The organism is Paraglaciecola mesophila, from assembly GCF_009906955.1.
GTDB classification, from domain to species: Bacteria; Pseudomonadota; Gammaproteobacteria; order Enterobacterales; family Alteromonadaceae; genus Paraglaciecola; species Paraglaciecola mesophila_A.
The window spans coordinates 1,032,941-1,047,137 of the sequence record NZ_CP047656.1 but is presented as its reverse complement, the minus strand read 5'-3'; the positions used below and the strand labels follow the sequence as shown (position 1 = coordinate 1,047,137).

Genomic DNA, 14,197 nt, shown 5'->3' with positions numbered 1-14,197 from the left:
AAATTAGTCGTTCTTTTGTTGCTTGGCGCGTTTTCGCAGTTGCGCTGTTTGAAGATGTAAACTTGCTCGTACCAGAAGGTCTTGATCTTCTTCACGGATGCAGTTGTAAATAAGTGATACGTGATAGTGCTCGCCTACCTGCTCGCATCCAATGACTTCGCCGAAACAGAAAATGGCGGAGGCTTCTTCTTTCAAAAAAAGCTTTAATTCGATGATTTGCTCAAGCTCGAAGGGTTCGTCGCACTTAACGATGATGCCGCCACCCCCAAATTTGACTGACTCGTATGCTTGGCTGGGATCATCTTGCTGTTGCAATACGAGGGACATTAATAAGTCGATTTTACGCGATTGTGCATTTAAAAAGCTGGCCAACTCTTCACCATGCTCACCCATATTACGCAAGGTGCGTAGCGTTTGAGCATCCATTGAGGTTGCTTCACTGGCCACACGAAACGCGTAGGGCATATGCTCGCCTAGATCATCGGCATCGGGCAAAGAAAAGCCAGCTGCTACGGCTTTAACGTTCACCCGTATGGCATGTTCTATGGTAAAGAACGCATTGAATTGTTGCTGCTTTTCTTCGAGGCTGGTGCCGTGCATGTATTCTCCGAAACTGGATGTCTTTGGTTACCGTGGCTTTAGCTTAGGTTTTTATCGTCCATTTATAGGTTAATTGAGATATTACAGGGTAAATATCCGTTATAACATCACTTGACCTAGTGTAACCTTGTTTGCGTTATGACCAGAGCGTATTATTCAAAAAACGTTTTACTTTACCATGAGTTAAACGATTATTGATGAAGACGTTTTATTCTTCTTTTTTAATTGCATTAATGCAATGCGCTAAAACCTGCGTGGCGTTAAAAATTGCGTGGCGCTAAAATTGCCTGATTTAACATTAACGTTGAATTATCCCTAACCCTTGGCTAAGAGTCTATTGCTAGCATGTTTCACTCTGTTTCTGCTTTTATCGGTTTGCGTTACGCAAAGTCGTCAAAAGGTAATCATTTCATCGCGTTTATCAACGCATTTTCAGCTATCGGCATTGCGCTTGGTTTAATGTCCCTGATCACCGTTTTGTCTGTGATGAACGGCTTTGAGGGGGATTTAAAAGATCGCATTTTGGGTATTGCACCTCACGTAGTGGTAGATACGCAAGGCGAGAGTGAGCAGATCATTTCAGACTTATCTCAATTGCCTGGTGTGGTTGCCACTAGTAAATTCATTGAGTCAGAAGGGGTAGTGCAATCATCCCGAAGTCTAGAAGGGGTGATGATTCAGGGTATTGAACCGCAAACCACTGATGCGCACTCTATTATCGCTGAAAATATGGTGGTTGGGCAGATTAGCGATTTAAGTCCTGGTAGCTATGGGATTATCGTGGGTCGAGCATTGTCTACACGCTTAGATTTGAGGCTGGGCGAGCAAACGCGTATTTTATCTGCCCAAGGCAGTGTATTTGGTCCGTTTGGACAAATGCCGAGCCAGCGTTTATTTACGGTTATCGGTATTTATGATGTGGGCTCTGAGCTTGATTCGAAAGTGATTTTAATGAATATCAACGACAGCGCTAAACTAATGCGCAATAAAGTCAGTCGCATAGCCCAAACGCGCTTGTTTCTGCAAGACCCATTTGAGTACAAATCCGTGGTGGACAAAGTCACTGAAATGGGACTAAGTAGTGATGATTGGCGCACACGCCAAGGCCCTTTGTTCGATGCAGTTAAAATGGAAAAAAACATGATGGCACTTATGTTGGTGCTGATTATTGCTGTGGCAGCGTTTAACATCGTTTCAGCCTTAGTGATGGTCGTCACAGAGAAAAAGGGAGACATTGCTATTTTGCTTACCCAAGGCCTATCACGCGCTCGCGTTATGCAGGTGTTTTTGTTTAATGGATTATATAACGGCATAAAAGGCACACTGTTTGGCGCGGCAGGGGGCTTGTTATTGGTTAGCCAATTAAATAATTTACTGAGCTTGTTTGACTTGCCTATTATGGCGGCGACAGGGGGAGTAGGGCTGCCGATTGAAATGCATTGGCACCAAATCGTTCTGCTTATTTTATTTTCATTGCTGTTGTGTTTCGCTGCCAGTATTTACCCCGCCTATCGCGCTGTCAAGGTGGACCCAGCAAGCGCGTTAAAATACGAATAAATTTGCAGCAATTGACTGAAGAGCGTCACAAATTTGCAATAATCCTCGTCTCATATTGTGTTTTTTCAGTGTATAATGGGCGATGATTTAATATTCGTGCTCTGATTTGTTGCCTAAGCAGTCAGTGGTCGTCCATGCTTTAAAGGGTTTTTCGATGGAAAAAACATTTATCACCGCTCAGCAATTGTTAGAAGATTCATTTCGCTTAGCATCAAAGGTATACGAGGACGGTTTTCGTCCGCATTTTATTATTGGTATCTGGCGTGGTGGTGCCCCAATAGGTATCGCGGTTCAAGAATATTTTGATTTTAAGAAAGTAGACACAGATCATATTGCGGTGCGTACATCATCTTATTACGGAATTGATCAACAATCTAAAACGATTAAAGTGCACGGCTTGCATTACCTAATTGAAAACGCCAATGCGGATGATGACTTGTTGATTGTAGATGACGTATTTGATTCTGGGCGTAGTGTTGACGCGCTTATTAAGCAAATTAAGAAATTGTCCCGTGCGAACATGCCGAAAAATGTGCGTATTGCGTGCCCGTACTACAAACCGCAGAATAACAAAACAGACATAGTACCGGATTACTTTGTTCACGAAAGTGAAGAGTGGTTGGTGTTCCCCCATGAAATTTCAGGGTTAACCCCAGATGAGATTATCAATGGTAAAACAGACCTCGCTAACGTGAGAGATATTTTGGTCTAATTAGGCTGTGCCTAGCGCACTGAAAATGCTGTAAAAAGAGGAGCTTCGTTGCTCCTTTTTTGTGTGTGTTAGAAAAACTAGGTATTTTAGTTAATATTCAATGTGGTCTTGTATGTATGGTAGATTTCCAATGACAGCATTTAGCATCAAACTAACGAAAAATCAGGCGGTTGTTAAGTCGAGTCGTCTAGTTGGCGAAAAGGCACGGCAATGGCTGCTGGACTTTCCAGAAACAATTGAGGATTTTCCGTTTGGCCCTGATGTGGCGGTTTACAAAGTGAAAGGAAAAATGTTTGCTACCTTGGCTTTTGGCGCAGTGAGTCGACATAACCAAGCAAGTGAAGCTGATGATAAGCAGGAATATAGGATGAACCTTAAATGCGATCCTCAAGAAGCTATCATGCTCAGGGATGTCTTCAGTGCAGTATTACCTGGTTATCATATGAATAAACAGCATTGGAATACCGTTATATTAGACGGTAGCCTGCCTGAAGGGGAGCTACAGCGTATGATACTTAATTCATATAAGTTGGTAGTGAATAAGTTACCCAAAAAGGAGCAGATGTCACTGCTATTGCATCTGTGATCTCATTCCCAGATTACAGTCCTTCCCAGTCGGTCTATAGATTTACGTGTTCTTGCTACTACTCAATTAAATACTAAGCCGCGATTACCGCTGGCACAATGATTGCTCTTTTACTTTTGAAGCACGCCTTGATACGACTTTGTGTTAGGGGAATTTTCGAAATATTTTATTAAAGGGAGATAATGATGAATCAAGATCAAGCCGAAGGTAATTGGAAACAGTTAAAAGGTAAAGCCCAACAAAAGTGGGGCGAATTAACCAATGATGATTTGGATAAGATGGAAGGCAATCGCACTGAACTTGTTGGTAAAATTCAAGAGAAATACGGCAAGTCTAAGGAAGAAGCTCAGCGCGAAGTAGACGAGTTCTTCGATAATTAGTCGCGACTCCACTCAAATACGTCAATAAAAAAGCGTCAGCAGATATTCTCTGCTGGCGTTTTTTTTGATTTCTTCTGACCGTTTTTGTTTACCACAGACGTGATTTAGCCATCCCAAAGCAAAATATCGTCGTACATTCGCTCGCAAAAGTTTGTGTAATTGTTACACGGGGGGAATAAAATTATGCATTTTTTTCGCTCAGCTTATACTCGTTCATCAGCATATACTGAAGGCGACTAACAGCCTTCAAGCCAATGATTACTTAGGTTGTATAAAGTTATTACTTGGCTTGGCACGAATAACGCTTTAGTAAAAGTCCATTTACTTTAAAAAGGAATATTTATGTTACGTTGGGCTGTTATTTTTCTGATTATCGCATTGGTTGCTGCAGTACTAGGGTTTGGTGGTATTGCTGGTTCGGCGGCAGGTATCGCGAAAATAATTTTCTTCGTATTTCTAGTGCTACTGGTTATTTCAGTGGTGATGGGACGACGAAAAGTATAATAAGTTTAATATATAAATAGGCTGCCGGTGAGCAGCCTTTTTTATGTGCAACAGATAGCCTAGAACATCAGCATGTTTATCTTAGCGGTTACTCTTGAGACATAAATGCGGCAAATACCTCTTCGCCAGTCATCATTTTGGTTTGATTCGCGAAGTCGTAAAAAGCGGGTTTTTCATCGGTGAAGATCTGAGTATGGAAACCCACTTCAGTCGTATCCGGTATCTCAAACAGTCCGACCGGCATGATGTATTGTTGGGTTTCTTTTAAACGATAAAATAGATGACTTCCGCAGTGACGGCAAAACCCCCGCTCGGCCCAATCTGACGAATCATAGATAGACACTGAATCGTCTGACACGAGAGTCACCTTGGTTCCACAATCAATCGCAAGCAAGGGACCGCCGCCCCACTTTTGACATGACCCGCAGTGGCACGCGTCTATATCTGGTTTAGCCTGAGCGACGTTAATGCTGACGGCGTTACACAGGCATGTTCCTGTAAGTTCAATGGCTTTGCTCATTTGATTTCCTTATGGCATTGCGTACTGAGAGATAGGCTAGTTAGCTTAGCTGCTTTTTTGCAGTTTGATAAGTGAACAAATGACTATAATGAGGCCGCAAAAAGCGCCAAATAGATGGGCATCAATGGCAACAGAGGCCTGAATGAGTTGGGCGATATCCACACTGGGGCCGGAGAGTTGTTCATTTAGAATTTTCGCCCAGACCCCAATCATGAGTATCCAACCACTGGTTAAACCATGTCTAATATCTTGATACGCTCCCCAAACAAATACTCCGTGTAAGATTCCTGACAAGCCAACATACCATTGCATGGTAGGTTCAAATACATATAAACCAAAGCTCACCCCAAGGGACAGGATTACGAGCATCATTGCATAATGACCAGTACGATAGTATTGGCCATGTAGCGACCATAACAGTAAGACAGCCGCCAGATTAAGCAGCAAATGATTTAGGTTAGTATGTAAAAAATTACCTGTTAACAAGCGCCACCACTGACCTTGAGCAATGGCTTCGCGGTCAAAGGCGAACCACATACTGCTGCTAGGCTCTGCAGCAAATAACATAACTGATACAGCGACAACGAGTAGAGGGCCGAGGGAATGAGACCAAGAATAGGGCAGTCGTAACATGAAGTGAATTCTCTACTAAGGGTAAAAAGGGGAATGAAAACCATGAGTTGCATGTTACTTATATCGCATTAACAAGTCATGACATAGTACTGATAGGTCAACATATTAGTATGTAAAAGAATTGCTATAAAGCCTATCGCACAGATATCAGACCGCGTTTTAAGCCACATTGTTTCACAGAAACTCAAAGGGAATGGAATATAAAAGGAAACGAACATGCGCGAAAAAAATGCTGGCGATGTTACTAACGGTAAGTGCTTATAGGGTAAGCCTGACTACAGCGCTTGTGAGGTTTTATGCAGCGTATATGCCTGACATTGATTAAAGGTCAGAAACCCCGGTAAGGCATTTTTCAGTGCATGCTGAAATGCATCGACTTTACGCACGTTAGGTTCAAGCGCTAAATGTTGTATGTGCAGCACTTTAGTCTTGCGATCTACTTTGCAATCCATTCTGGCAACCAGATTTGCATCCCATAAAATGGGCAGCGAGAAATACCCATACTGTCGTTTGCTTGCCGGTACGTAGCATTCCAATAAGTAATCAAAATTGAATAAATTCTGCATTCGCTTACGTTGGATAAGCAGATTATCAAAGGGTGATAAGATATGCAGTTTACTCCGTCTTACTGGGCGGTTAAGTGTTTCGAGTAACTGGGGTAATGTGACATAAGTCGTGCCTGCTACTTGAATGTTAACTAACTCGCCTGCCTCTAACATATTACTTATCGTTTGCTGCACGCCAGCTTTAGTATGCTTGCGCAAATAAGCGATTTCGCTCGCTTGACCTAAGCCGTTAGCGCGCAAAAATCGGCAAATCAAGAAATGCCAGTTTTCTTGCTCGGTGGGAAAAGACCTATCGACACTTGTAGGCAGCACTCGTTCGGTTAACTCATACACCTTGTGAAAATTAACTCGTTCCTTAATCATTAATTCTCCTTGCATAAACAGATATTCAAGGGCTTGTTTGGCCGGTTTACTGGCCCAGTCCTTCGGCTTTCGTTTAGCGTGGGAGCTTGGGGTTTCAAAATCCTTAGCCATGAGAGGGCCTTCACTACTGATACGCGAAAGTACTTCTTGCATTAATTTGGCATTGCGAGGATACCAATGATCTAACTCTCCACTGGCGAGTGCCGCTTTACGAGGTAGGCTATAGCGGTAATCTTTCATCGGAAGATATGCCGCTGCATGGGTCCAATATTCGAATGCGTGTTTTTGTGCGACCAGTTGAGTGAGATGCGATGGGTGATAATCAGGGTTACGATTCCAAAGCGTGTGATGATGAGCACGCTCAATGGCGCTGATGGTATCTATTTGCACATACCCTAACGATTCCAGTGCATCTCGGGTATGAGTAAGGGCTTTGCCGCGTTTTTTAGTGGCGGCCAGGCCCTGAGCATGTAACACCAGCTTGCGAGCTTGCTCTGGAGAAATCGACTCTGGCATGTGCTAATCAGAAGTAGGGGAGTGTTGGGTGTTACTCAACACTGACTTCGTCGACTTTCCATCCTGATTTACTACGAATGAGCTTAACCTGACGCAGATCTTTGACGATTTCACCATTTAGTGTGCCTTCAAAAAACAAAGAGACACTGGCTTCTTTGGCAAATTCATTACGGCCTGCGTTCGCTGCGCTGGGTTTAATTTCGACTTTATCAAACGTTAGGTTGAGCACGTGTCGCTGTACGTTGCGGTTAATGCGATAAGACTTCATCAGTCTTGCAAGCTTAGGGCTAGCGTATTCTAGAGCGCCGGTTAAATCATCGTCAGCATAGATGTGCGTGAAGAATTGTACGGCAGCGTATTCTGGAATATTCGTGTCCATCATGCCGTATTTTCCCGCCCCTGTATTTGTAGGACCGTCACAAGCACTGATAACGAAAACAGTGAGCAGTAGAGCAAACAGTTGAAGCGAACGATGTAAAATCATGATTGGTCTGTTGGTTAAAGAAAAACAAAGCAAGTGTACCTGCGTTCGCCGTAAAGTAAAAGGGAGGCTAAAAAGCCTCCCTTTACAATTACTTATGCAACTTGCCTTAACAATAAAACAAGCGACTTAAATTTACTGAACTTCTTCTGAATCGCCAAATTCACCGGCAAAAAGAGGGCTACTTAAGTAACGCTCAGCGGCGCTTGCGAGTAAGACAACGATAACTTTGTCGGCGTTTTCTGGCTTTTCTGCCCAACGTTTGGCTGCGGTTACCGCGGCGCCTGAAGAAATCCCCACTAAAATCCCTTCCTCTTTCATCAATCGATGCGCCATCTCCATACTTTCTTCATTAGACACTTGCTCAACAGCATCAATAATATCTAGATCTAAGTTCCCTGGAATGAAGCCTGCGCCAATACCTTGAATTTTGTGTGGCCCAGGTGTTAGCGGCTCGCCCGCTTTAGCTTGCGTGATAACAGGAGAATCTGTTGGCTCAACAGCAACTGAGGTAATGGCTTTACCTTGGGTGTTTTTAAGATAACGCGTTACACCTGTGATAGTACCGCCCGTACCTACACCCGCGACAAAAATATCTACTTTGCCGTCAGTATCATTCCAAATTTCAGGACCTGTGGTTTTTTCATGAATTTCAGGGTTGGCTGGGTTTTCGAACTGTTGCAAAGGAACATATTTATCTGGTGCTGAAGCGATTAATTCTTCCGTAGCGGCAATCGCGCCCTTCATGCCTTTAGCCGCTTCGGTTAAGACCAAGTTCGCCCCAAGTGCTTTTAACAATTTACGGCGCTCTAAGCTCATTGAGCTAGGCATAGTCAAGGTGATTTTGTAACCGCGAGACGCAGCAACAAAGGCCAGTGCAATACCTGTGTTGCCACTGGTCGCTTCAATTAATTCTTTATCTTTGGTTAACACGCCACGTTTTTCGGCATCCCAAATCATGTTGGCACCAATACGGCATTTCACGCTGAAACTTGGGTTACGAGATTCGATTTTTGCATAGACGTTACCGCCAGTAACTCGGTTTAATTTAACCAGCGGGGTTTTACCGATAGCGAGGGAATTGTCGTCATATACTTGCATAAATTTTCCTTTGTGGATTCTAAGTGGTGCCTAATTCGTTACGCCTTCCATTAGGTCAGCGTACTTTTTTACTTATTCGTTAACGGCACTTTCTGTCTGAGAACTTTAATATGAGAAAGACTCCAGTTTTTTCAAACAACCAGGGTCAGACTATTAAGATTAAGGCGAAGTCGCCAAATTCAAAGTGCTTTTTAGCTATATCTTATGGAAATAGTTAACACTAAGCATTATTCATTGGTAATTGACCGTGTCTCGGGGTTAACTATTGCATAATTCAACTTACTTAAGTGATGACGCTCGCGATGCATAGCAGTTCAGCAACGCGTGTAATTCATGGTAACAAATAATGTCTGTGCGGTTTTAGCTTTAGGAAAAAGGCAACCCACAAGCCCAACTAATAGTCCGAGGTATTGATGTCTTTTAATGGAACGAGTAACTATATTGCCAGCGATGAACTACGTTTGGCCGTTAACGCAGCGATTACTTTAGAGCGACCGCTGTTAATAAAGGGGGAGCCAGGCACAGGTAAAACCATGTTAGCCGAAGAGTTAGCGGCAAGTTTAGGTACTGAGTTAATTCAATGGCATATTAAGTCGACCACCAAAGCGCAGCAAGGCCTTTACGAATATGATGCGGTATCTCGTCTGCGTGATTCACAACTAGGGGATGACAAAGTACATGATATAAAAAATTATATCGTTAAAGGCAAACTGTGGCATGCCTTTGAAAACACGAATCGCCCGGTATTGTTAATTGATGAAATTGACAAAGCTGATATCGAGTTTCCGAATGATTTGTTACAAGAACTGGATAAAATGGAGTTCTTTGTTTACGAAACCAGAGAAACCGTTAAAGCGACTGAGCGCCCCATTGTGATTATTACCTCCAACAATGAAAAAGAATTGCCTGATGCCTTTCTACGTCGTTGTTTCTTTCATTATATTCAATTCCCAGATCAAGAAGAAATGCGCCGGATTGTTGAAGTGCATTTTCCTAATATCAAGAAAGACCTGTTAGCCCAAGCGCTGGAGTCATTTTTCAATTTACGTGATATCCCAGGGTTAAAGAAAAAGCCTTCTACGTCTGAGCTGATTGATTGGTTAAAGCTGTTAGTGGCTGAGGACATCTCACCAGAAGCGTTAAAAGACAAAGACAGTAAAAAAGCGATCCCGCCACTTTATGGGGCGTTGCTAAAAAATGAGCAAGACATTCACCTCTTTGAAAAACTGGTATTCATGGCGCGTCGCTAATGTTGGTCGATTTCTTTTTTAAATTACGAGAGTACCAACTCAAAACCAGCTTGAGCGAATTAATGGATCTGCTCCGTGCGCTGCAAAAAGGGGTGGTGTTTGCTGATATTGAAGCTTTTTATTACTTGGCGCGCTTGTGTCTGGTGAAAGACGAGAGTCAGTACGACAAGTTTGATAAAGCGTTCGCTGATTACTTCGAGGGCGTTCAGCAAATTGATTTATTTGGTAAAGACATACCTGATGAGTGGTTACGAAAAGAAATTGAGCGCCACTTTAGTGAAGAAGAAAAAGCAAAAATTAAAGCCCTTGGTGGTTTAGATGAGCTAATGAAAACGTTAAAAGAGCGTTTGGCAGAACAAGAGAAACGCCATCAGGGGGGCAACAAGTGGATCGGAACCGGCGGCACATCCCCCTTTGGTGCAAATGGTTACAACCCTGAAGGGGTACGCATAGGACAAGACAAAAACCGCAACTTCTCAGCTGCGAAAGTATGGGATAAACGCGAGTTTAAAGACTTAGCGGGTAATGTTGAGTTGGGTACGCGCAATATCAAAATCGCCTTGAGAAAACTGCGTAAGTTCGCCCGCAGTGGCACGAGCGAAGAATTAGATATGCCGCACACGATTGAAGGCACGGCCAAAAACGCGGGTTTGTTAGATATTCAAATGATGCCCGTACGACGTAATGCCATTAAGGTGTTGATGTTTTTTGATGTGGGTGGCTCTATGGATGCGCACATCAAAGAGTGTGAAGAGTTGTTCTCAGCGGCGCATACCGAATTCAAACATTTAGAGTATTTCTACTTTCATAACTGTGTATATGAAGGCGTGTGGAAAGACAATAAACGTCGTGGCAAAGAAACCATGTCAGTGTTTGATGTCATCCATAAATACGGTGCTGACTATAAGGTTATTTTCGTTGGAGACGCCACTATGGGTCCTTACGAAATTACGTATCCAGGGGGCAGTGTCGAGCATTGGAACGAAGAGCCTGGGGCGTTATGGATGCAACGTATTTTACAGCATTTTAAACACGGTATTTGGCTTAACCCTCAGCCACAAGAATATTGGAATTACTACGCCTCTATCGGTATCATGCAGGACATAATGGAACAGCGCATGTATCCCTTAACGATTGACGGCCTTGGGGAGGCAATAAAAGCGCTTCACAAAAAATAAAAAGGTGGGCGCGTGAGCGAATCAGCACAAACTTCTTCCGAAAAAACGCCCATTTCCCCTTCTCATTTAACTCAAAAAGAAACCCGTAACCAGGTGACGCCCTACGCGTTTCACGTGTCTAAATCGCTTTTCGGAACGCCTTTAGCAAGGCCTATCAAGCGCGCGTTTGCTCTGCTAATCGACGTTGCACTGGTCGCCTTGTTAAGTCAGGCAAGTAACATTTTGTTGGCACTTATTGCCGCTGTTACGTTTTTTCGCGCGGGAAATCGTTTAAAGAAGAAAAAACGCTTTAATGTGGCGCGAATTTCCCTACGATTTATCACGGCCATTTTACTGTTTTTAATTGCTGCGCAAAGTATTGAGGTCGTGCAAGAGGTAATAGAAACCCCAGACGAGAATCAAAAAGTGCGCTCAGAATTGGTCGAAGACGATGCACTTAGCGACTTCGAGTTAGACAAAGTCGAAGATTTAGCGTTGATAGGCTTAACCGCAAAATATCTATTTGAAACCAAAAGCGTGGCCAAAGACATCGAATACGGTAAGTGCATTGAACCTTTAGTGTGTTGGACGAGGCTAGGAGAAAAGCTCGCGACAGATTTGGCGACAATGCCCATAGAGAAGAAGGTTGCTGAAAAGCTGTTTAGTGAGTATCGCGATGCAGTTAGCGGTGATTTGTCTCCTCAGCAAAAAAGTCAGTTAGAGGTTGTCATGACACAAACGTATGAGGATATGTATAGCCAGAACCATCTTTCACAAAGCGATACAAAACAAAGCGAAATCGAGCAACGTGAGGTGAACAACATTGACTTTGAAAACGCGGTTAAAGCACGTGCAGAAAATGAGACTCTCGCTGATAACCTTGATACTAACGATGAAAGCGAAAATAGCGGTCAAAACGCTGAACAAAAAGAAAATGCGCAATCATTTTTCAACACCTTGAGTGAAATAGAAGGTCCACGTGCACAGGGCTCGTCACCACCGAGTATTCTAGCGTGGCTTCAAGGCATTGCTGCTGATTTAGGGCTTGGGTTTGGTTGGGCTGCGTTTTATTTTAGTATTTTCACCGCCTGGTGGAGCGGGCAAACTCCGGGCAAACGTTTACTTGGTATTCAGGTAATCAAACTCGACGGAAGTAGTTTAAATCTGTGGGAAAGCTTTGGTCGCTACGGTGGATACGGTGCGGGCATTGCGACCGGTTTATTGGGTTTTTTACAAATATACTGGGATCCGAATCGTCAAGCGATTCAAGACAAAATATCTGAAACCTTGGTGATTGACTTACGCAAGGAGCGTGTGGCGTTTGAGCCTTCATCCCCCACCGCATCAGCGACACCCCCCCCTAAAACACAAACACCAGAGATGCATCCTTCAAAGACAGGTTCTTCAAACACACAAGACAATGCGCATTCACAATAAACAACCAATCATGGGTAGTCGTTAAGTGGCAAATAGATTAAATCAATTGTTAAAGCAGTGGCAGAGCAGCAGAGAAAGCCAAAAATGGGTGTTGGCTACCATCATAGAAACCGACGGCTCTTCATATCGTAAGCCTGGCGCTATGATGATGATAAACGACCTAGGACAATATTACGGGCTGTTAAGCGGTGGTTGCCTAGAGTCAGACATTATGTTGCAAGCAAGGCGCTGCTGGGACTCTGGGCGCAATCGCATCGTAGAATACGATATGCGTGAGGAAGAAGATTTGGCCTGGAAACTGGGCATTGGCTGTGGCGGTATGGTGCGTATTTTATTGCAGCCAGTAGATGAACATAACCAATATTTACAGCTGGGCGAACTTTATTCTCTGCTTGAAAACAATAAGAGTGCAGAATATGGGCAAGTCATACATGAGAAATCACCGCAAAATACACTGCGAGAAACCAGCGTTGATGCTGTGCTGCAACACGAAGCGGGCGTATTCAAACAGCTTCTTAAACCGGCTCCGCATTTGGCTGTGTTTGGTGGCGGAGTGGATGCACGGCCAGTGGTAGCAATTGCGGCGCAACTTGGCTGGCAAGTGACCTTGGTTGACCCGCGTACCAGTTACGCACGAAGTGGCCATTTTGATAGTGGGGTGAATGTAGTGCGCGAGGCGATTGGGTCACTTGAGCACAGTAAATGGTTACAACACATTGATATGGCGATCATTATGACGCACAACATTAAGCTGGACGCAGAGTCTCTGGCGTTAGTTCAGTGCAGTAGCGCAAAATACGTGGGTATGCTTGGCCCAGTGCATCGCACAGAGCGGGTACTTGATTTAATTCCAGTCTCCAGAGAGAACCTAGTTAAACCGTTGGCCAATCCAATTGGATTACGCTTAGGTGGCGAGTTACCAGAGTCGATTGCGTTGTCTATGTTATCTGAAGCTCATGCGTTTATTGAGCAGCAAGACGGACAATCCATTAGCGGTATACTTGCTCAATGAGCCCGAGACAAAATACGCCTATGAGCGAAATATCGGCGAATTTAGCGGCTGAGTTAGCTTCAAAAGACACCGTTTTAGGGGCGGCGTTTCACAGAGCGCGGGCTCACACTGCGCAAGCTCACAGATCACGAGTTCACATAGCATGAGCTCACACAGCATGAGCTCACAGAGTACAGGCTCACACAGCGCAGGTTCAATCAACGTCGCGGCATTGATGCTGGCCGCTGGGCAGAGCAAGCGTTTCGATGGGATTAAACAACTCGCGAAGGTTAACGGACAACCAATGCTGTTACATACATTGACACAGCTGACAGAACGCGGCGATTTAACAAGAGAGCTTTGCGAGTTTAATCTTATTTTAGGCGCAAATGCCGCGCACATATTGCCCCATGTTCCTGACTATGTATCGCCCTGTATTTTTACCCAATGGCAACAAGGCATGGGAGCGACGTTAGCGTTTGGGGTACAAAAAGCGAACCGCAAGTCATCCCATTTATTGGTGACTTTAGCTGATCAGGTCGCTATAACACGTGAGCAGATAACCACAATGTTGCATCATTGTGCTGCTAATCCGGAAAATATAATCGCTGCTCGCTACAAGGGTATTTTGGGCGCGCCGGTTATTTTTCCTAGAACCTATTTTTCACTGTTAAGTGAATTGGATGCAGACACCGGGGCACGAAAAATATTGCAACAATACAGCGCATTTGTTGTAGCAATTGATTTACCCAACGCCCAGTATGATATTGATACCCAGTTGGCGCTAAAACAGTGGCACCAGTCAATGGGACAGGACCAAAAAACTAAATAAAACATCACCCA

Annotated in this window: 16 protein-coding genes; 10 read left to right on the top strand and 6 right to left on the bottom strand. The window is 43.9% G+C overall.

Going from position 1 to position 14,197, the window contains the following annotated elements; all coding sequences use genetic code 11:
* Window positions 1-3: 3 nt before the first annotated feature.
* Window positions 4-600 (bottom strand): PilZ domain-containing protein, encoded by a 597-nt coding sequence (locus FX988_RS04430; RefSeq protein WP_160178522.1) that lies wholly within the window; start codon window positions 598-600, stop codon window positions 4-6.
* A gap of 345 nt (window positions 601-945) precedes the next feature.
* Here FX988_RS04430 and FX988_RS04425 point away from each other — a divergent pair, with 345 nt between their 5' ends.
* The 5 genes from FX988_RS04425 (at window position 946) to FX988_RS04405 (ending at window position 4,339) form a co-directional block, all read left to right on the top strand.
* Window positions 946-2,157, top strand: coding sequence for a lipoprotein-releasing ABC transporter permease subunit (locus FX988_RS04425; RefSeq protein ID WP_160178521.1), 1,212 nt, complete (start codon window positions 946-948; stop codon window positions 2,155-2,157).
* Between the two features lie 154 nt (window positions 2,158-2,311).
* Window positions 2,312-2,869, top strand: coding sequence for a phosphoribosyltransferase (locus FX988_RS04420; RefSeq protein ID WP_160178520.1), 558 nt, complete (start codon window positions 2,312-2,314; stop codon window positions 2,867-2,869).
* Between the two features lie 130 nt (window positions 2,870-2,999).
* Window positions 3,000-3,455, top strand: coding sequence for an MmcQ/YjbR family DNA-binding protein (locus FX988_RS04415; RefSeq protein ID WP_160178519.1), 456 nt, complete (start codon window positions 3,000-3,002; stop codon window positions 3,453-3,455).
* Between the two features lie 185 nt (window positions 3,456-3,640).
* The gene (locus FX988_RS04410) at window positions 3,641-3,835 is read left to right on the top strand and encodes a CsbD family protein (RefSeq protein ID WP_160182094.1); all 195 of its coding nucleotides are present in this window, start codon (window positions 3,641-3,643) and stop codon (window positions 3,833-3,835) included.
* A 342-nt stretch (window positions 3,836-4,177) separates the two neighbouring features.
* Window positions 4,178-4,339, top strand: coding sequence for a DUF1328 domain-containing protein (locus FX988_RS04405; RefSeq protein ID WP_160178518.1), 162 nt, complete (start codon window positions 4,178-4,180; stop codon window positions 4,337-4,339).
* A gap of 88 nt (window positions 4,340-4,427) precedes the next feature.
* On the opposite strand, the gene FX988_RS04400 is transcribed toward FX988_RS04405, so the two are convergent.
* The 5 genes from FX988_RS04400 to cysK all read right to left on the bottom strand — a co-directional run bounded on the left by FX988_RS04400 (window position 4,428) and on the right by cysK (window position 8,519).
* Entirely contained in the window at window positions 4,428-4,859 is a 432-nt protein-coding gene (locus FX988_RS04400) for a GFA family protein (protein ID WP_160178517.1), read from the bottom strand.
* A 45-nt stretch (window positions 4,860-4,904) separates the two neighbouring features.
* Window positions 4,905-5,492: a rhombosortase gene (gene rrtA, locus FX988_RS04395; protein ID WP_160178516.1), complete on the bottom strand. Its 588-nt coding sequence runs from the start codon at window positions 5,490-5,492 to the stop codon at window positions 4,905-4,907.
* Between the two features lie 275 nt (window positions 5,493-5,767).
* A complete protein-coding gene (locus tag FX988_RS04390) occupies window positions 5,768-6,937 on the bottom strand; it encodes a winged helix-turn-helix domain-containing protein (RefSeq protein ID WP_160178515.1) in 1,170 nt (389 codons plus the stop codon).
* Window positions 6,938-6,968: 31 nt separating this feature from the next.
* The gene (locus tag FX988_RS04385) at window positions 6,969-7,421 is read right to left on the bottom strand and encodes a hypothetical protein (protein WP_160178514.1); all 453 of its coding nucleotides are present in this window, start codon (window positions 7,419-7,421) and stop codon (window positions 6,969-6,971) included.
* A 132-nt stretch (window positions 7,422-7,553) separates the two neighbouring features.
* Window positions 7,554-8,519 carry a cysteine synthase A gene (gene cysK, locus FX988_RS04380; RefSeq protein WP_160178513.1) on the bottom strand — a complete coding sequence of 322 codons (966 nt, stop codon included), beginning with the start codon at window positions 8,517-8,519 and terminating at the stop codon, window positions 7,554-7,556.
* Window positions 8,520-8,932: 413 nt separating this feature from the next.
* On the opposite strand from cysK, the gene FX988_RS04375 reads away from it, so the two are divergent.
* The 5 genes from FX988_RS04375 to FX988_RS04355 all read left to right on the top strand — a co-directional run bounded on the left by FX988_RS04375 (window position 8,933) and on the right by FX988_RS04355 (window position 14,186).
* The gene (locus tag FX988_RS04375) at window positions 8,933-9,769 is read left to right on the top strand and encodes an AAA family ATPase (protein WP_160178512.1); all 837 of its coding nucleotides are present in this window, start codon (window positions 8,933-8,935) and stop codon (window positions 9,767-9,769) included.
* Window positions 9,769-10,947: a vWA domain-containing protein gene (locus FX988_RS04370; protein WP_160178511.1), complete on the top strand. Its 1,179-nt coding sequence runs from the start codon at window positions 9,769-9,771 to the stop codon at window positions 10,945-10,947. The genes FX988_RS04375 and FX988_RS04370 overlap by 1 nt, the downstream gene beginning before the upstream one ends.
* A gap of 12 nt (window positions 10,948-10,959) precedes the next feature.
* Entirely contained in the window at window positions 10,960-12,363 is a 1,404-nt protein-coding gene (locus FX988_RS04365) for an RDD family protein (RefSeq protein WP_160178510.1), read from the top strand.
* A 25-nt stretch (window positions 12,364-12,388) separates the two neighbouring features.
* A complete protein-coding gene (locus FX988_RS04360; RefSeq protein WP_160178509.1) occupies window positions 12,389-13,375 on the top strand; it encodes an XdhC family protein in 987 nt (328 codons plus the stop codon).
* Between the two features lie 157 nt (window positions 13,376-13,532).
* Window positions 13,533-14,186 carry an NTP transferase domain-containing protein gene (locus FX988_RS04355; protein ID WP_254700719.1) on the top strand — a complete coding sequence of 218 codons (654 nt, stop codon included), beginning with the start codon at window positions 13,533-13,535 and terminating at the stop codon, window positions 14,184-14,186.
* Window positions 14,187-14,197: the final 11 nt, after the last annotated feature.

Bases quoted from the DNA above. Each gene is read 5' to 3' on its own strand.
- FX988_RS04430 (WP_160178522.1), bottom strand. From the start codon at position 600: ATGCACGGCACCAGCCTCGAAGAAAAGCAGCAACAATTCAATGCGTTC.
- FX988_RS04425 (WP_160178521.1), top strand. From the start codon at position 946: ATGTTTCACTCTGTTTCTGCTTTTATCGGTTTGCGTTACGCAAAGTCG.
- FX988_RS04420 (WP_160178520.1), top strand. From the start codon at position 2,312: ATGGAAAAAACATTTATCACCGCTCAGCAATTGTTAGAAGATTCATTT.
- FX988_RS04415 (WP_160178519.1), top strand. From the start codon at position 3,000: ATGACAGCATTTAGCATCAAACTAACGAAAAATCAGGCGGTTGTTAAG.
- FX988_RS04410 (WP_160182094.1), top strand. From the start codon at position 3,641: ATGAATCAAGATCAAGCCGAAGGTAATTGGAAACAGTTAAAAGGTAAA.
- FX988_RS04405 (WP_160178518.1), top strand. From the start codon at position 4,178: ATGTTACGTTGGGCTGTTATTTTTCTGATTATCGCATTGGTTGCTGCA.
- FX988_RS04400 (WP_160178517.1), bottom strand. From the start codon at position 4,859: ATGAGCAAAGCCATTGAACTTACAGGAACATGCCTGTGTAACGCCGTC.
- rrtA (WP_160178516.1), bottom strand. From the start codon at position 5,492: ATGTTACGACTGCCCTATTCTTGGTCTCATTCCCTCGGCCCTCTACTC.
- FX988_RS04390 (WP_160178515.1), bottom strand. From the start codon at position 6,937: ATGCCAGAGTCGATTTCTCCAGAGCAAGCTCGCAAGCTGGTGTTACAT.
- FX988_RS04385 (WP_160178514.1), bottom strand. From the start codon at position 7,421: ATGATTTTACATCGTTCGCTTCAACTGTTTGCTCTACTGCTCACTGTT.
- cysK (WP_160178513.1), bottom strand. From the start codon at position 8,519: ATGCAAGTATATGACGACAATTCCCTCGCTATCGGTAAAACCCCGCTG.
- FX988_RS04375 (WP_160178512.1), top strand. From the start codon at position 8,933: ATGTCTTTTAATGGAACGAGTAACTATATTGCCAGCGATGAACTACGT.
- FX988_RS04370 (WP_160178511.1), top strand. From the start codon at position 9,769: ATGTTGGTCGATTTCTTTTTTAAATTACGAGAGTACCAACTCAAAACC.
- FX988_RS04355 (WP_254700719.1), top strand. From the start codon at position 13,533: ATGAGCTCACAGAGTACAGGCTCACACAGCGCAGGTTCAATCAACGTC.